At 66.5% G+C, this 18,039-nt stretch carries 7 protein-coding genes and 1 pseudogene; 4 read left to right on the top strand and 4 right to left on the bottom strand.

All coding sequences use genetic code 11. The annotated features are described in order from the left end of the window. Nucleotides 1–79 precede the first annotated feature (79 nt). The 4 genes from LJE61_RS01640 to LJE61_RS01625 all read left to right on the top strand — a co-directional run bounded on the left by LJE61_RS01640 (nt 80) and on the right by LJE61_RS01625 (nt 8,436). Nucleotides 80–1,726, top strand: a complete 1,647-nt coding sequence (locus LJE61_RS01640; RefSeq protein WP_296917212.1) for a sensor histidine kinase — start codon at nt 80–82, stop codon at nt 1,724–1,726. Between the two features lie 180 nt (nt 1,727–1,906). After that, a complete protein-coding gene (locus tag LJE61_RS01635) occupies nt 1,907–3,256 on the top strand; it encodes a sigma-54-dependent transcriptional regulator (protein WP_296914255.1) in 1,350 nt (449 codons plus the stop codon). Nucleotides 3,257–3,294: 38 nt separating this feature from the next. Continuing rightward, complete coding sequence (argA, locus tag LJE61_RS01630) at nt 3,295–4,710, top strand: amino-acid N-acetyltransferase (RefSeq protein WP_296917210.1); 1,416 nt, start codon at nt 3,295–3,297, stop codon at nt 4,708–4,710. 321 nt (nt 4,711–5,031) lie between these two features. Continuing rightward, nucleotides 5,032–8,436: a mechanosensitive ion channel domain-containing protein gene (locus LJE61_RS01625; RefSeq protein ID WP_296914260.1), complete on the top strand. Its 3,405-nt coding sequence runs from the start codon at nt 5,032–5,034 to the stop codon at nt 8,434–8,436. A 34-nt stretch (nt 8,437–8,470) separates the two neighbouring features. On the opposite strand, the gene LJE61_RS01620 is transcribed toward LJE61_RS01625, so the two are convergent. The 4 genes and pseudogenes from LJE61_RS01620 to LJE61_RS01605 form a co-directional block, all read right to left on the bottom strand. Then, nucleotides 8,471–9,163 (bottom strand): sulfotransferase family 2 domain-containing protein, encoded by a 693-nt coding sequence (locus LJE61_RS01620; RefSeq protein WP_296914262.1) that lies wholly within the window; start codon nt 9,161–9,163, stop codon nt 8,471–8,473. A gap of 830 nt (nt 9,164–9,993) precedes the next feature. Further along, a complete protein-coding gene (gene recD / locus LJE61_RS01615; RefSeq protein WP_296914265.1) occupies nt 9,994–12,144 on the bottom strand; it encodes an exodeoxyribonuclease V subunit alpha in 2,151 nt (716 codons plus the stop codon). 115 nt (nt 12,145–12,259) lie between these two features. Next, nucleotides 12,260–16,075 carry an exodeoxyribonuclease V subunit beta gene (gene recB, locus LJE61_RS01610; protein WP_296917208.1) on the bottom strand — a complete coding sequence of 1,272 codons (3,816 nt, stop codon included), beginning with the start codon at nt 16,073–16,075 and terminating at the stop codon, nt 12,260–12,262. Beyond that, nucleotides 16,072–18,039: pseudogene (locus tag LJE61_RS01605) on the bottom strand (exodeoxyribonuclease V subunit gamma); the annotation flags it as partial. The pseudogene LJE61_RS01605 and the gene recB, both read right to left, overlap by 4 nt.

The raw sequence follows: 18,039 nt of genomic DNA, 5'->3' as shown, positions 1-18,039 counted from the left end.
TCACCACGCCGTTGGCAAAGCACATCGATCCCCGGGGCACAGATGCCAAGGCACGCCAAGGAAGACTCCGAGACAGCCGATGACAGACGAATCCGCGACTGAGCCAGCCGCCCCGACCTCGGGAGAGGACGTCGGGGCGCTGCCGAGACGAGCGCGCCCCGATCACCGCTATCCCACGTGGGCGGCGTTGCGCTGGCTGTTCTTGTGCCGCCTGGCACTGCTGATCGGGCTCATCCTGCTGTTCTCGCCCCCGGCGCTCGACCCCTTGATCACAGCCGAGCTTGCCGAGCTCGCCTGGGACGTGCTGATCGTCTACGCACTCCTGGTCCTATTCAGCGGCGTCACCCTTTACTTTCGCTGGCCGGGGCGCGAGAGCCAAGTCCTCCTGGCCATCTACACCGACCTCATCGCCCTGACATTGCTGATGCATGCCGGCGGGGGCGTCAGCAGCGGCCTTGGTATGCTCCTTGCGGTCGCTGTTGCGGCCGGCGCACTCATGATGGAGGGCCGTTTAGCCCTCCTGATTGCGTCTCTCGCCACGCTTGCCGTGCTCACCGAGCAGATCTACGCCGATCTACAGGGGGCCACCGAGACAGCAAGCTACACGCAGGCGGGCCTGCTCGGCACTATCTTCTTCGCCGTAGCCCTGATCGCCCACGTGCTCTACCAGCGCGTGCGCGAAGCCGAGGCGCTTGCAGCGCGGCGAACCGTCGACATCGCCAATCTCACCAAGCTCAATGCCTTCATCATCGAGAATCTGCGGACCGGCGTCCTGGTGGTGGATGGTGAGCGCCGTCTGCGCCTGACAAACAAGGCGGCCCTGACCCTGCTCGATGCCGAGGCGGTCACCTCCCGCGAATCGCTCCGCGATCTCTCGAACGAGCTCGCAGACTGGCTCAAGGCCGAGGTTCACAAGCCCAAGCCGGAAGGCGGTGTGTTGCGGGTCGGCACCCGCCAGGTCCGGGCATCGCTCACCCTGCTCGGCGATTACCGAGCCTCCGGCGCGCTCGTCTATCTGCGCGATCAGCAGGAGCTGACCCATGAGGCCCAACAGATCAAGCTGGCTGCGCTCGGAACCCTGACGGCGAGTATCGCGCACAATATCCGCAACCCCCTGAGCGCCATCAGCCATGCCAGCGAGCTCTTCGCGGACGGCAAGGACCTCCCCGAGGAAGACCGCCATCTCCTCGACATCATCCGCCGCAACAGCGCGCGAATCGACGAGACCGTCACCAGCGTCATGCAGCTCTCACGCCGCAACCAGTTGGAGCCCGTCGCCATCGACCTGAGCGCCTGGTTGCGCGACCTCGCCGGGGAGCTCCGCGAGACCTATCGCCTCTCCGCGGAGCAGCTCACGCTCGAAATCAGCGCTCCGCCTGACCCGGTCCACGTCGATCCGCGCCATTTGCATCAGATCGTGGCAAACCTCTGCGAGAACGCCGTCATTCACGGCGGCGGCCCGAATCGGACGGGACGCGCGGAGATCCGCCTGACGGGGCCAAGGGGCGGTGAGCACGGACCCGTAATCGAGATCAGTGATAACGGGCCGGGGATCGACGAGGCCATCGTCTACGAGATCTTCAACCCCTTTTTCACGACAAAGTCGACCGGCACGGGGCTCGGACTCTATATCGCCCGCGAGCTCGCCGAGACCAACGGCATTCGTCTGACCTACGAGCCCGCCCGGCCGCACGGAAGCCGATTCAAGCTGCTCTTCGCCGGCTAAGGGATCACTCAGGCGGGTGCGCCAAACCACCGGCCCCGCTTCTGTCTAAAAGCGCCAGGCGCTATCCTTGGTGCACGAAGCACACCTGGGTGTCTCTCCATGCAATGATGTGCCGACTTCGGGGCCGCCGCCCGTGTCCGCGATGAGGAACTTGGAACCAAACTAGAGGGAGCTGGCATCATGAGCAAGGCCCAAGCGCTGGTGGTCGACGACGAGTCCGACATCCTTGACCTCTTAAGGATTACCCTGAGCCGGATGGAGATCCGCGCGCTGACCGCCACGACCCTGGTCGATGCCAAACATCAGCTGGGGCGCAATCGGTTCGACCTCTGCCTGACCGACATGAACCTCCCGGACGGCAACGGCATCGACCTGATCTACCACATCAGCGAACACTATCCCGATCTGCCAGTCGCCATGATTACCGCCCACGGCAACATGGAATCCGCGGTCGCGGCCATGAAGGCCGGGGCCTTCGATTTCGTCGCGAAACCGGTGGATCTGCGCCTGCTGCGCCAGCTCGTCGGCTCGGCGCTGAGGCTGCGCGAGACCGCGGGCGGCGGCGACGATGTCCCAATGCCAACCGGCTCGAGCTTGATCGGCGATTCGCGCCCCATGGGGCAGATCCGCCAGATGATCGGCAAGCTCGCGCGCAACCAGGCCCCGGTATTCATCACAGGCGAAAGCGGCACGGGAAAGGAGCTGGCGGCCCGGCTGATCCATGCTCAAGGCCCTCGCGCGGCGGGGCCTTTCGTTGCCGTGAACTGCGGCGCCATCCCGCAGGATCTGGTCGAGAGCGAGCTCTTCGGCCACAAGAAGGGAAGTTTTACCGGCGCCGTGAGCGATAAGGAAGGGCTGTTCCAGGCCGCCTCCGGCGGGACCCTGTTTCTCGACGAGGTCGCCGACCTCCCGCTGCCGGCGCAGGTCAAGCTGTTGCGCGCGGTCCAGGAGAAGAGCGTGCGTCCGGTCGGCGCGCAGCAGGAGATCCCGGTCGATGCGCGGATCATCAGCGCCAGTCACCGCGACCTCAACCTCGAGGTCGAGAAGGGACACTTCCGGCAAGACCTCTTCTATCGCATCAATGTCATCGAGCTCCGGATGCCGTCCTTGCGCGAGCGCCCCCAGGACATCCCGGCCTTGGCGGCGCAGCTGCTGAAGCGCATCGGCAGACACCACAAGGACCGCCCACCCATCGCGCTCTCGGTGGCGGCACTCGAGACCCTGACGCACTACAGATTTCCCGGCAACGTGCGCGAGCTCGAGAACATCCTTGAGCGGGCGACCGCCCTCTGCGAGGGCTCTCTCATTGAAGTCGGCGACCTCTATCTTCCCCAAGGGGAAAGCGCCGCTCCCCCGGAGGTGCAGATCGATGACCGTGTCCCGCTGGAGGACTATCTCGGCGAAATCGAGAAAAGAGCCATCATGGATGCGCTGGACGAAACCCATTGGAACCGGACGGCCGCCGCGAGGAAGTTGGGCATGACACTGAGATCGTTGCGCTATCGCCTCGCCAAGCTCGGCATCGAATAGCCCAAGGCGCGCACCACCCGGACTGGACCCTTTCAACGATGGCCCGCACCGAATCCGACAGCCCTGCAACCCCGAACGCGGCCGGCCCGCTGCGCGATCCCTTCGTGGAGTGGGTGCGTCAGGCGACCCCCTATATCCACGCCCATCGCGGAAACACCTTCGTCATCGCCTTCGGAGGCGAGGCGGTTGCTGACCCAGGCTTCCCGGAGCTGGTCCACGATATCGCCCTGTTGCACGGCCTGGGTGTCCGGCTCGTGCTGGTGCATGGCGCGCGACCTCAGATCGAGGCCCGACTCGCTGACCGGGGGGCCGAGTTGCGCTATGTGCGGGGCCTGCGGATCACAGACGATGCCGCACTTGACTGTGTCAAAGAGGCCGCCGGAGTGGTCCGGGTCGAGATCGAGGCGCTGCTCTCGCTGGGGCTCGCGAATTCGCCGATGGCGGGCGTGCGGATCCCGGTGGTGTCCGGCAATTTCGTGACCGCACGGCCCCTGGGGGTCATCGACGGCGTGGACTATGGGCATACAGGCGCGGTGCGCCGCGTCGACCACCGGACCTTGCGCGCAGTCATTGACCAGAGGGCCGTGGCCTTGATGCCCCCCCTCGGCTATTCGCCCACCGGCGAGGTCTTCAACCTCAGCGCGGCTGACGTGGCGCGCAGCGCGGCTGTCGCAATGGGCGCCGACAAGCTCATCTTCCTCGCTGAGGGACCTACCCTGGCCCGCCCCACCGAAGCCGGGACGGAGGATCTGCTGGGCTCGAACCTATTGGCCCGCGATGTCGACGGCATCCTCGCCGCGGCTGCGGAGATCCCTGAAGATATCGCGCAATACCTGCGCGCCGGGGCAGAGGCTTGCCGTCACGGCATCCCGCGTGTCCATCTCGTGGCACGCCGCCGCGGGGGCGCCTTGCTGCGCGAGCTCCTCACCCCCGACGGCAGCGGGACCCTGATCTCTGCCGAACCCTACGAAGACCTGCGCCCGGCGCAGGTCGACGATGTCACCGGAATCCTTGAGCTCCTGCGGCCGCTCGAGGACAGCGGGATCCTCGTGCGCCGCTCCCGTGAACGCCTGGAGACCGAGATCGACCGCTTCGTGCTGGCCGAGCGTGACGGCTTGATCACCGCGTGCGCTGCGCTCTACCCTTACCCGGATGACAGGATGGCCGAATTGGCCTGCGTGGCGGTCCACCCCGACTATCGCGCTGCCGGGCGCGGCGATCGGCTGCTCGACCACATGGAGGGGATCGCCGGTGCCATGGGGATCGAACGGCTCTTCGTCCTCACAACCCAGACCGCGCACTGGTTTCGAGAGCGCGGCTTCGAGCCGGCGGTGCTCGACGCCCTGCCGATGCAGCGTCAGGCACTCTACAACCTTCAACGTAACTCTCGCGTCTTCATCAAAACGCTCCTGAAGACGTCCGCTGGCGCGCCCCGTCTTGGCGCCGGACCTTGATCCGGACGAGGCAGCGCTCAAGGCCCATTGGCCGATGACCGGACGTCCCGGAATGCGGGGCGAGGGGTCTGTCCGGGTTGACGGCGTGAGCGCCTGAAAGGTCACACATGAAAACCTCAGGGCTTCCGATCTGGCCCGCCGGTTTGGGCGAACCGGCGAAGTCTCTAGCGGGTCCCTGAGCCTTCACGAAAACCGATTGAGCCGTGTCTACCCAGTCAGATGATGCCGACGCACTGCACCGCACCGCAACCGCGCACACCCAGCTCGCGCCGTCGCTGGCGACAACGCAACCTTTTCGCTTGGCTGGCGCTCGCGGCTGCGATGACCGCGACGACGTGCACCGTTGCAGCCGAGCCCGGCGATGCTGAGACAGCCTTCGAGGCGACTCCGAGCGGACCCACCGCTCTGCCTTCGACCAGCCAGATCGAAACCAAGCTGACCGAGGTCGCGGCCGACTCGACGCTCGACGAGGCGACCAAGACTGCCTTGGCCGAGCTGTATCACCGGGCACTTGCCAACCTCGAGGCTGCGCGGACCTTCGACGCCAAAGCCGCCGAATTCGCCCAGGCGCTGAAGACGGCCCCAGGCGAGACCGCAGCAATCCAGCAGCGGCTGGCGCTAGAGAAGGACTCGGGGGCCAGCCTGCCAGAGCTCCCCGACGAGCTGCCAGCCGACGAGGTTGCACGGCGCCTGACCGGCATCATGAGCAATGCCGCCATCGAAGAGACGCGGATCAGCGAGCTCGACAAGCTCGTCGAGGGCAGTGAGGATCGACCCGGCGCGGCCCGCACGCGGATGTCGGAGATCCGCGAGACACTCGATCAAGTCGAGGCAGACCTGCGTCAACCCCCTGCCGACGAACGACTGCCGCAGCTCGCCGAGGCACACCGGTGGGCGCTCGAGACACGTCGTCACGAGCTCTGGGCCGAGGGGCGGATGCTCGAGCAAGAGCTGCTCAGTCAAGGTGCACGCGAGGCCCTGCACCGGGCGCAACGCGATGAGGCAAACCTGGCGTGGCAGTCGCTGCGGGCCCAACAACACCGGCTCGAGGAGCTGCAGAATCAGCGCCGTCGGGCCGAGGCAGAGGCAGCTCAGCGCGAGTCCGAGCGCGCCCGGCTCGAAGCCGCCGACAAGCACGTGCTTGTTCAACAGGCGGCACAGGATAATGCCGAGATCACCGCCTCGATGGGCGAGATCGCACGCAAGCTGGGGAACCTCGATGCGGAGATGGCGAAGCACGAGGACGACCGCAAGCGAATCGAGCAGGACTTCAAGGCTTCCGAGCAGCGCGTTGAGGCAGCCGGACTCAGCAAGGCGCTCGGCCAGGTCCTCATCGAACGGCGAGACCAGCTCCCCGACATCCGCCAGTATCGCCGGGCGATCGAGGGCCGCGAGGACGAGATCGCCGAGGCCACGCTCAGACAGATCCGCTATCGCGAAGAACAACGCAGCCTGCGCGACCTGGAACGTTACCTCGACGACCTGACCGCCGGCGACCCGCGGGCGCAAACCGAAGAGGTCCGCAAGCAGCTGGCCGAGACCCTGGAACAGCGGGTCCGCCTGCTTGACCAGGCACTCTCCGTCGAGGACGACTACATCCGCCAACTCGGCGAGCTCAACTACGCCGCCGATCGAATGATCCAGATCACCAAGCGCTATGACGACTTCCTGGCCGAACGGCTCTTGTGGGTCCGCAGCTCGCTCCCGGTCGGACTCGACACCCTCGCGACCCTACCCCCGGCCGCCGCCTGGCTTCTCTACCCCCTGCACTGGTTGGAGGTTGGACGGGTGCTCGCCCACGAGGGCCGACACTCCCCGCTCTTCTGGCTGGGTCTGGCGCTCCTGACCCTGTTGTTCGTCAAGGTATCTCGGCTGAGACGTGCGATCCACGCGACGGCCGAAGGCTTGCGCCGGGTGCGCACGGACAGCCTGAGCCACACCGCACTGGCCATCGCCCTGACCCTCACCGCGGCGCTGCCACTGCCCTTGTTGTTCTGGCTGATAGGTGTGCCCCTGTCGGAATCCAGCGAGGCGACGGCGTTCACCCGCGCCTTGGGCGCGACCTTGAGCGAGATTTCCCTGGGCCTCTACTACCTACTCGCCTTCCGCATGCTCTGTATCCCGAACGGCGTTGCCGATCGGCATTTCCGCTGGAGCCAGACAACCCTGAAGAAGATCCGACGCGAGCTCGATTGGTTCACACTCTACATCGTGCCGGTCAGCCTGGTCGTCCTGGTGCTCTACAAAGCCAACGTCCCGGCCTTCAGCGCCAGTCTGGGACGGATTGCCTTCGTCGCCATCATGATCGGGTTCACCGTATTCTACGCGCGGCTCCTGAGTCCCAAGACGGGCGTCCTGAGCCAGACCCTCCAGGCGCACCCGCAAGGCTGGCTGAACCGTTCGCGTCATCTCTGGTTCTCGGTCATCGTCGGCGCGCCAATCGGCCTGACGCTGCTGGCGCTGCTCGGCTACGTCTATACCGCCGGCATCCTATTCGAATCCCTCGTCCAGCAGACCTGGCTGGCGTTGGCCCTGGTCACGCTCCATCAGGTCATCGTCCGATGGCTGGGCGTGACACGGCGCCGGCTCGCGCTGCAAGCGGCACTCGATCGGCAGGCCGCCCGCCGCGCCCAGGCCGGTGCGGAGCGCAGCGCTACGGCGGCCACGAGCACGCTCCTCCAGGTCGAAGAGCCGGAGCCCGACCTCGCCGCACTCGACGAGCAGACCCGCCGGCTCGTCAACGCATCGCTGTTCTTCGCCGCGATCCTCGGTCTATGGGTGATCTGGTCGGACGTCCTGCCCGCACTGTCCATGTTGGAGCGCATCCCACTCTGGCACTACAGCAAGGCGGTCGAAGGCGCAAATCAGTCCGTCCCCGTCACAGCGGCCGACCTGGGGTTGGTGCTCGTGATCGCCATCGTCGCCACGGTGGCGGCGAAGAATCTGCCGGCGCTCTTGGAGATCCTGCTGCTTCAGGCTGCATCGGTCTCGGCGGGCGGGCGCTTTGCGATCAAGACACTGGTCACCTACGGCATTACGCTGATCGCCTTCCTGATGGCATTCAGCACCCTTGGGCTGCAGTGGTCACAGGTCCAGTGGCTGGTCGCGGCGCTCGGCGTCGGCATCGGCTTCGGCCTGCAAGAAATCGTCGCCAACTTCATCAGCGGGATCATCATCCTGTTCGAGCGCCCGGTGCGGGTCGGTGACATCGTCACGATCGGGGACACCACCGGCGTGGTAACCAACATCCAAATCCGCGCGATCACGATCCGTAACTGGGACAGGCAGGAGCTCTTGGTCCCGAACAAAGAATTCATCACGGGACGCTTGCTGAACTGGACCCTGACCGATCAGCAAAACCGGATCACCGTCCCGGTCGGGATCGCATATGGCAGCGACGCACGCAAGGCCCTGAGTATCCTGTCCGACGTCGCCCGACAGCACCCTCGCGTCCTCAATGATCCGGCCCCGTTGATCAGCTTCGAGGGGTTTGGCGACAACGCCCTCACGCTCGTCCTACGCTGTTACCTGGATGCCGTCGATATCCGGATCGGCGTGACCACCGAGCTGCACCAAGCCATCTACGATCGCTTCGCCGAGAACGGCATCGAGATCGCCTTCCCGCAGCGCGACGTCCATTTGCTTCAGCGGGAGCCGCTGGACATCCGGGTCCATCGCGCGGCCGGCGGGCCCGATCGCGCTCCCGGGCCAGCGACCACAGCCTGACCGCGAGCAGCCCGCAGGACAAGCATGCACCGACTCACTCAAAGCTATATTTAAAGGCTCTGATATCCTTCTCATACAGCTCCGCGACGAATGCACGAGACTCCGAATCATAGTAGTCGCGATAATTCGAGTACGTGTTTCTCCGCCTCCGGCGGCTGATCATATATCCCACCTGCCTCACGAAGTCAGCAGGCCCGTAGATCGTCATACTGTCGGAAGAACGATTGCGGTGAGGCATCGACAAGCGAGTCAGGCCGAGTCGCTCTTTGACCGCTGAGAAATCCGCAGCAATCGACTCAAAGCGACCTACGAAATCGACAACCAGATGGCCGGCCTCGTCATGAACGAAATCATATTGCGGGATGATATGGCAATACTCGTCGCTCCATGCTGGCCGTGGCAAGCGTTCGAACAAAAAGGTCTTGAAATCGAAACGGGATGGATAGCGTCGGTAAACGTACTCTGAGACAATCCGGTCCCAAGGGTTGCGAACGAACGCAAATTTGAAATAGGTATCGAATTGGCTGGCCGTCACATGCCCAAACTTCAGATGATCTGTGGCACGCAGATGCGGCGGCGGTGGATCGAACTTGGAATCGTTTGGCTTGAAAGGCATCGGGTCATGCTCTGACTCCGAGGCAGAGTGGCCCTCAAAAAGAGATTTTATGCTGGTGCCGGCAACCTTCGGAATATGAACGAAGATACATTTTAGTTCATGGCTGACCAAGGCGTGAGCCCTCCGTATCGGTAATCGGGATTTCTCCAACGCTCGTCGAGCCGCCATCAAATTCAGCGCGGCAGGACACATCGACCGTCTTCGTCTCAACCCGTGCGCGAGGGCATCGATCGGCCTGACATGGCCGAGGAACCTGTTAGCTGGAGACACTGACATAACGGGTTAGGGTACATCGGCCCAGTGCTCGACCGAGCAAGCCCGGGTGCTTCCGAAGCCTTCGTGCAACCGAGCGCCGACGCCGTTGTTTCGGCTCGGGCGACCGGAGCGGATCGAGCGGCGCTTGGAGGCGCATACAGCACACCAGTGCTCCAACGGGTGCTTTGCCCCAAGCAGGCGCTCGTCGCCTCTCCCGACTGAAGGACGAACACTTGAGCTTTGGCGGTCAAGGTGTCTTGTGACCTGGCGGGATAGCTCCAGTGAAATGCCCAGGACCGTCGTTGGCCGAGCTCGGCGGCCGGCATCTCAGCAGATACCCCACGCCGACGCTGGCGGACCCCGGCTGGTTGCCCGGGCAGCCATTGCCCGGACCATTGTCGACAGCCTCTTGACCTACCAAACCTGAGTGATCTGGGACAAGGTTGCAGCCGCGGACATGCAGGTGCGTTTGAGGCAGGGTCACCCGTGATTCGCATCAGTGTGCGCCGGCCAAGCCGCCGGCGCTGCCGTTGGTTTGATGCCGATCACCACCCACCTGGCGAGCGCGTGGGCAAAGCTGCCGACAACCTGCCTCGCTCATCGGATAGGATATCTTCTTCATCCGTTGCAGTCACGCGCGACCAGGCAATCAACCGCTGTCGCGGCGAATAGTCCCAGGAGGCTCCTTAACGAGGGCGGCGAGTATCCGACACCGCGTTCACCAGCAAGCCACTCGCCCGCAGCACCCGCCGCTGCGCCGCGTGCTCGAGCACCCAGCCCCCTCCCGACTGCAACAACGTCAGATAGTGACGGGCGCGGGTGATGCCGGTATAGAGCAACTCGCGGGTGAGGATTGGGCTGGGGATGTCGGGCAGGACGAGCGCGGCGTGACTGAACTCCGAGCCCTGGGACTTGTGCACGGTCAGGGCATAGACGGTCTCCAGGGCCTGAAGACGACTCGGTAGGATCCATTTGATCCCGTCGCTACCGTCTCCGGCGGGGAAGGCGACCCGGAGGACCCAGGCACGCTCGGCGGTACCGGGGCGGGCCATGGTGATGCCGATGTCCCCGTTCATGAGGCCGAGACCATAGTCGTTGCGCGTGACCAGCACCGGGCGGCCGAGGTACCAGCCAGCGTTCGCGGAGATAAGATCAGCATCGTAGAGTAAACCGGCGATGCGTTGATTCAGGCCCTCAACGCCCCAGGGACCGCGACGCAGCGCACAGAGGACCTGGAACTGGCCGTGGGCGTGGAGCACCTTGCGCGCCCAGGCATCGAAGGCATCGGGCGCGGCCTCCCAGGCAGGCCGCCCTTGCCGGAGTATCTCAAGGTAGTGGCGGTAGCCGCATCGCGCGAGCGGGGGTTCGGCCGTCGGCGTCGCGCTGTCGTCGCCGGTCAGTTGACCGGCATTCGACCGGGTCAAGCCAATCACCTCACCGTCAATGACCAGCGACTTGAAGGCCAAGTCCTCGATGCCGTCGACCACGAGGAGCGCGAGGTCGGCATGATCGCGCCTCCAAACGTCGAGAACGGCGGCGGCGTCGCCGGAGTTGACCGCCGAGGCCAGTTGGCCGATGCCACTTGCTTGGTCGAAGCGATAGCTGTGGCGCAGCATCACGATTGCCTGATCAAGCGGGGTACCCGCCGGGTCGACCAGATCGGGTGCGATGCACTCGCCCGTCGCAGACTCGAGCCACTCGCGGGTGTCGGGTGTGTAACGGCCCTCGTGTGCGCGCCGGCAGAGCTCGCCGAGCACGGCGCCCGCCTCCACCGAGGCGAGCTGATCCTTGTCACCGAGCAGGATGAGACGCGCTCGGGGCGGCAGGGCCTCGAGGACCGCGGCCATCATCTCCAGATCGACCATCGATGCTTCATCGATGACCAGCACGTCGAGCGCCAGCGGATTGCCGGCCTGGTGGCGCAGGTGGCGGGTGTCCGGCCGGCTGCCGAGCAGGCGGTGGAGGGTGGTCACGGTCACCGGGATCGCCGCGCGGACAGTCTCCGCGTGCTCCATGCCCGAAAGGGGTAGATCGGACACGTTGCCGGCGATGGAGGCATTCAGACGCGCTGCGGCCTTTCCAGTGGGCGCGGCCAAGTGGATGCGCAGGGGTCGGGCGGGCCGACCGGAGGCCGGCTCGGCGAGCGCAAGGGCCTGCAGCAGCGCCAGCAGCCGTATCACAGTGGTGGTCTTTCCGGTGCCGGGACCACCGGTGATGATGCTGAAGGCATTTCGCGCGGCAAGGGCACAGGCAACCTTCTGCCAGTCCGGCCTCACGGCGGACGACGGGAAGAGGTCATCGAGGATCCGACGCATCGCTTCCCGCGGCAGGACCGCCCCGAAGGTGTCAGACCCGGCCAGTCGCTCCTGGATGCGGATCCGGATCACTTGCTCGTAGTGCCAATAACGGCGCAGGTAGAGTCGGGAGCCGCTCAGGACCAGCGGCCGGTCGTCGCTGCCGGAGCCAACAAGCTCAGGATGGGCGACCTCGGCCTGCCAGTCCGCAAGGCTCAGCCCGTCCAGCAGCTCGGCGGGGCTCGGCAGCGACTCGTCCGTCGGTTCACCGGCCCCCTCGGGCGGCAGCAACAGAACGAACGCCGGGTCTCGCAGCGTCGCCTCCAGATCGAGACAGACGTGACCACGCCCGAGCTGGTGGCTCGCAAGCGCCGCAGCGAGGATCAGCAAGGGGGGCGCGTCTGGCACCTCACGCCAGAGCAGCTCGGCGAAGGCGACGTCGAGCGGGCGCAGCCAGTCGCGCTCGGCCCAGCGGGTGAGCAGGATCCGCAGCGGGGCCCCACTGTCCAACGCCGTGGGGTGGGTGTTCGGTTTGCGGCTCATGCGATCGTCCCTCGTCCCAGTCGCTGCACCCTTTCCCGACTGCGATGACAACGCATTCGCTTGCCTTGCGCGCTCGGCGACCTGGGACGCGCCGACCGACAGGTCCAGCCCCGGCTCATCGGCGCGCTCGATCCGCGGAGCGCGCAAAGCAACGATCGAGGGCCTCGATGAGCTCACGCGGTGGGCGCTCGACGTGCAGGCCCTGGCTGGGCGCATCGATCCCGCGCAGGAAGAGATAGACGGCGCCGCCGACATGGCGATCGTAGTCGTACCCCGGCAGGCGCGACTTGAGCAGACGATGCAGGGCGAAGAGATACAGTGCGTACTGGAGCTCGTAACGCGCCCGCAGGATCTCGGCACGCATGGCGGGCGCCGTATAGGCGTCCGCATCAGGGCCGAGCCAATTCGATTTGTAGTCGGCAACGTAGTAGCGACCCTCATGCTCGAAGACCAAGTCCATGTACCCCTTGAGCATGCCGGTGAGCTGTGCGGGCTGCAGCTCCGGGCGAGGATCGCCCTCGAGCGTGTGGGCGCGAACGAGCCGGTCCAGCTCGCACGTGTCGACCCGGTCAGCGGCGACCCAGAACTCCATCTCGGGCACCGCTGAGGCGAGGCCGGCGAGGGGGAACGCCGTCGCCGGTCCATCGCCCAGCGCAGGCAGCTGCAGCGGGGTCACGAGGAGGCGCCGGAGCCAGGCCGTCAAGGGCTCGGTCCAGTGCGCCCAGCTGCGCCCCTTGCAGCGACGGACGATGGCGTCGCGCAGCAGCCCGGGATCCGCAGCGACCTCTGCGAAGCCTCGGATCGCGGCCCATTCGAGCAGGTCGTGGAGGAAGGTGCCAGCCTCTGCGCCGCGCGGAAACCCATGGAGGGAATCGGCGGCAAGCGGCCTTCCACGAGCCATGTCCGCCCTGGACCGGGTTCCCGTCGACAGCTCGGCTGCCGACAGCGCCGTCCGAGTCGCCAGCATCTCGTGAAACCGGTCCTGGGTGGGCGTCTCGACCGGCATCGTGATCTGCGGGGGATCGCTGCTGCCGATGGTCTTGAGGGCCGAGTAGCTGGCGATCCACCAAGGGTCGCGTCCGACAGGGCGTGACTCGCGCGCCGGACCGAGCAACGCGGCTGCGCGCGATGTCCTGAAGGGAGTCGGCATCGCCTCGGGGGCAGGGACCACCGCAATGTCCTCGCAGTCCCCCCGCAGTGCCTCCAGCGCAGACACCAGGTCCCCTTCCAGCGGCTCACCGCCACCCAGGAGGTAGCCGAATGCGCCGCCCGCCACATCGGCCAAGGGCGCGAGACCGACCCAGGTGGCATAACGGGCGCGGGTCAGGGCCACGTAGAGCTTGCGCAGGTCTTCGCCCAGACGCTCGCGATCGGCACGCTTCACGATCTCGCCGTCGTCGGTGAGCGCAAGCTGCAAGCGCCCGTCCTCATCGTGCCATTTCAGCGGCAGCTCGTCGGCCCTGGTTGGGCGGTAGGCGGCGGCGAAGGGCAGGAACACCAACGGATACTCGAGCCCCTTGGACTTGTGCACGGTCACCACCTGCACGAGGTCGGCGTCGCTTTCCAGGCGGATCTGGCGCTCATCGCGACGTGCCCCGCGGCTCGCATCCCGGCACTGCTCGGCCAGATGGCGGATGAGTGCGTGCTCACCGTCGAGCAGGACGCTGGCCCGTTGCAGAAGCTCGGCGAGGTGGAGCAGATCGGTCAGGATGCGCTCCCCGCTGGCGGACGCCCAGCCGGTCTCGCCGTCCTCGCCCTGCCCCAGCAGGCGCGCCTGGACGCGGAAGTCATTGAGCAGGCGCCGCAGCATCGGCAGCACACCCTGGCGGCGCCAGCAGTCGCGGTAGTCGCGAAACTGCAGCACACGCGCCTCCAAGGCGAGCTCGTCCTGGTTGAGCGCATCCAGCTCCGCCCAGCTCAGCCCGAGTGTGGGCGTAGCCAGGGCGGCGCGCAGCAGGCGATTGTCGTCTGGCTCGGCACAGGCGGCGAGCCAGTGCCGCAGCTCGGTGGCCTGCGGGCTCTGAAAGACCGAATCCTGATCGGAGAGATAGACGCTGCGCACGCGCCGCTGCGCGAGCGCTCTGCGGATCAGGTTCGCCTCGGTCCGGCTGTTGACAAGCACAGCCAGATCCGCTGGACGCAGGGGCCGTAGGGCGTTCGGATCGCCATCGGGCACGAACCCGGCCTCCTTCGCCTGCCCGAGGTTGAGTAGGCGCACCACCTCGCTCGCACAGCTGGCAGCGATGCGATCGCGATCGCGCACTTTGTTGCTTCCCTTGCCGCCCTCCGACGGCGCCAACCACCAGACCGTGAGCGCCGGCAGGGGTTCGCCCGAGGCGTGCAGCGCGTCGCCGCGCCCTCGCGCCTCCGCCGGCAGGAAGGGAACCGGATTGTCCGTCTCGGTGCGGAAGAGGAAGGCACCGGCCCCGGACGCGCGCGCCTCGGCTGCCACGAAGCAGCGATTGCTGGCCGCGACCATCGCCTGTGTGGAACGGTAGTTGTTCCTCAGGGTATAGAGACGGCCCGCACAGGCCCGGCGGGCCGCGAGATAGGTGTAGACGTCCGCCCCGCGAAAGGCATAGATGGCCTGCTTGGGGTCGCCGATCAGGACGAGCGCGGTGGCCAGGTCGTTCGCGGCGACGCGGTAGACCGCGTCGAAGATCCCGTACTGTACCGGGTCTGTATCCTGAAACTCATCGATCAGGGCGACCGGGAATTGATGCCGGATGATCCCGGCCAGACGCTCGCCGTTCGGTCCCTTGAGCGCGGCTTCGAGCCGGGTCAGAAGGTCATTGAAGCCCATCTGGGCGCGACGGGCCTGCTCGGCGGCGAAACGCTCGCCGACCCAGCGCGCAGCATGCCGGAGAACCGCAACCCGCGCGTTAGGGAGATTGCTTAGGCCAATCTGGAGGGCGGCAATGGCATTGAGGCCCGGGTGCAACGGCGGCTCACCCTCCGTCCAGACCTCGGCCAGCCCTTCGGGGGTGAGACGTGTCCAGCCGGCCTTCAGATCGAGCGGCACCGCCTTTGGGTCGGTTGCCCACGTTCTGATCTTCCCGAGCCAGGGGTCATAGTGTCGAGGCTGCAGCCTGCGCCGATTGACTGAGTTGCTCGCGACCGCCTCGTCCAGCAGGATCTGCAGCTCATCCACCCATGTCCGCCATGGCGCCTTGAGCTCGGCGAGACGCTGCTCCCGCTCCTCGCGCACGGTCCTCACCGACACCGCGGGCTCGGCCGCCGTGCCGAGCCGATCGGCATGATCAACGAGCCCACGGAGATCACCCTGCAGGCGCTCCGGGCTGGTCCACCACACCCGCACCTCGGCCACCGCTGCGGCATCGAGCGGGACCATGAAGGTGCGCCAGTAGTCACGCACCACCTCGGCGAGCAACCGGCTCTGGTCGGTCTCCAGGGTCTGGGTGAAGAGGCTGCCGCTGTCGAAGGCATGCTCGCGCAGCATGCGTTGGCACCAGGCGTGGATGGTCGAGACCGCGGCCTCATCCATCCATTCGGCGGCGTTCTGCAGCTTGCCCGCGCAGCGCGGCCAATACGCGGGCGGGTACGCCGCGCGGAGATCGTGCAGCAGGTCTTCGCCCCGCGGGCGCGGCTCGACGCTGTCCGGATCGGCTCGAAAATAGCGGGCCGCCTCTGCGAGACGGGTGCGAATCCGGTCGCGCAGCTGGTGTGTCGCGGCATCGCTGAAGGTGACGACGAGGATCTCCGGCGGTGTGAAGGCGCGGCGCTGTGCGCTCGGCTCACCGTGACCGAGGACCAGGCGCACATAGAGTGCGGCGATGGTAAAGGTCTTTCCCGTGCCGGCGCTGGCCTCGATCAGGCGGCTGCCGTGCAGCGGGAAGCGCAGGGGGTCGAGTGAGGTGGGGATCACCGAGCCGGTGGCGGGGGTCGTGGCGGAGGCTTCGCTCAGGCTCATGCGTTGCTCCCTGCGGCTTGCTGTTCAGTCGAAGAGATCGGCGTTCTGCCGGCGGCATCGATCGCGTCGAGCAGCGGGCGCAGGAGGGTCTCGGCGAGCATCGCGAACTCACCGCTGGCGCAGAGCGCGGCAAAGTCCGGATAGGCACGGGCGAGATAGGCATCGGTCGCGCACTCGCCCGTCTGCTTGAAGGCACCGTCGTAGACCTTACCGGTGGTCAGCGGGTCCGCACCCTTCAGCCACGCGAACGCCGTCTTGGCGGCGAGCGGGAGGGGACGGCGCATGCCCTCGTGCCAGGCGGTCAGGAGCGCAGCCAGCCGCACCTTCGCCTCATCGACCTCGAGAGAACGGAGCTCGACCTCGCCGACCGGGCTGATGGCCAGGGTGCAAACGGGTGCGCCGGTCAGGTGGCCGGCAAGATGCGCGACCCAATGTCGGATGAGCCGATCGCCGCGATACTGGTTGCTCGTGACCAGGTCGCTCGTCTCGAGCACGACTCGACCCCGCCGGCCCCGGGAATCGGTGCGGATACCACCAAGCCAGTCGGCAAGCTCTCGGACCTGTTCCGCGACAACGATCTGAAACCGGATCTCTTCCTCCTCGACCGGGTGCGGCCAACGCTCAATCGCTCGCTGGTAGCGCGCGAAGAGGTTGTCCATTGGGGCCACCAACTCCTCCGCCATGGCCCCGCCGAAAGCTCCGGGAGCCAGGTCCCCGCGACGGCGGATACGAGCCAGGCGCTCGGTACGGGCACGGTCAATCGCGCCGCCCTGCCCCAGCGCCTCGCTCTGGGCGCGGATCAGCTCGTCTCGAAGCTGCCAATAGCCGAGCGCGCTGAGGTCGAAGGGCTCCTGATCCTCGCCGGCCGGGTCGTCGAGCTCGAAGAAGACACCAAGGCGTTGGCGAAAGAAGGCCTTGACGGGGGCCTTGAGGAAATCAGCGAGCTCGCGGACCGAGAGAGGCTGATCGCGGGAGAGGACCGGCAGCAAGGCATCCGGGCGCGTCAGGGACCGGTGCGGACGGGCACCGGCAGCGACGTCCGGCCTATCGTCCAGAGTCGTCTCTGACCCGGACGGCGCTTGAGCGGAAGCCGGGGACGGCCGGGAGTCCGGCGTGGCGTTCCCTGGATGTCGCTTCGCTTCATCCGGGCTCAGGGGTTGTGATCGGTCGGCCCGGGCTGGGCGCCATTCGTGGGCGTAGGTGAACCAGGCGGAGGCGTCCGGGTCCGGCGGGAAATACTGTGCGCTGAAGGGCTGGAGTCGGTGCTCCTGTGTAAGCGCCTGCAAGAGGGCCTGACCCGGATCGACCGACGCAGACCCCTGCGGGGCATCCGTAACACCCGCCAGCCGCCAGCCGGCGGCGAGATGATCACGCAGCTGGGCCACCAGCACTGAAGGCGGTCGCGGACTGTTGTCGGTGATGCTGCGGCCCACCCAGGAGATGTGCAGATGATCGCGTGCCGATAGCAGGGCCTCGAGAAAGAGATAGCGGTCATCCTCGCGTCGCGAGCGGTCACCCGGTCGGCAGTCCTGGCCCATGAGATCGAAATCGATCGGGATTCGAGCCCGAGGGTAGTCGCCGTCGTTCATGCCGAGCAGGCAGACGTGACGGAAGGGGATGGCGCGCATCGGCATGAGGGTAGCGAAGGTGACCGCGCCGCCGAAGAAGCGCTGCGACAGACCGCCCGCGTCGAGCCGAGACAACCAATGATCGCCGACCACCGACAGGGGGAGCGTGTCGGTCAAGGCGGCCTCCTCACAGACCTCCTGCCATTCCTGCAGGGCGGTCTCGAGCTGCAGCAGGGTGTAGGTCTCGTCGCTCCCCTCAGGGGTGAAGACATCCGCCAGCAGGGTGCGCAGGCGCGTCACCCAGTTGGCGACCGTCGCCGGCTCGCGCAGGGTCCGCCAGGCGGCGTCCAGTCGCTCGATGAGCTGCACCAGCGGACCGAGCAGGGCGGCATCGAG

The sequence above is a fragment of the Thiocapsa sp. genome (genome assembly GCF_022340925.1).
Taxonomy (GTDB): Bacteria; Pseudomonadota; Gammaproteobacteria; order Chromatiales; family Chromatiaceae; genus Thiocapsa.
The sequence above is the reverse complement of the archived record's forward strand: the minus strand, read 5'-3'. Positions and strand labels throughout refer to the sequence as shown.

Bases quoted from the DNA above. Each gene is read 5' to 3' on its own strand.
- LJE61_RS01640 (WP_296917212.1), top strand. From the start codon at position 80: ATGACAGACGAATCCGCGACTGAGCCAGCCGCCCCGACCTCGGGAGAG.
- LJE61_RS01635 (WP_296914255.1), top strand. From the start codon at position 1,907: ATGAGCAAGGCCCAAGCGCTGGTGGTCGACGACGAGTCCGACATCCTT.
- argA (WP_296917210.1), top strand. From the start codon at position 3,295: ATGGCCCGCACCGAATCCGACAGCCCTGCAACCCCGAACGCGGCCGGC.
- LJE61_RS01625 (WP_296914260.1), top strand. From the start codon at position 5,032: ATGACCGCGACGACGTGCACCGTTGCAGCCGAGCCCGGCGATGCTGAG.
- recD (WP_296914265.1), bottom strand. From the start codon at position 12,144: ATGAGCCGCAAACCGAACACCCACCCCACGGCGTTGGACAGTGGGGCC.
- recB (WP_296917208.1), bottom strand. From the start codon at position 16,075: ATGAGCCTGAGCGAAGCCTCCGCCACGACCCCCGCCACCGGCTCGGTG.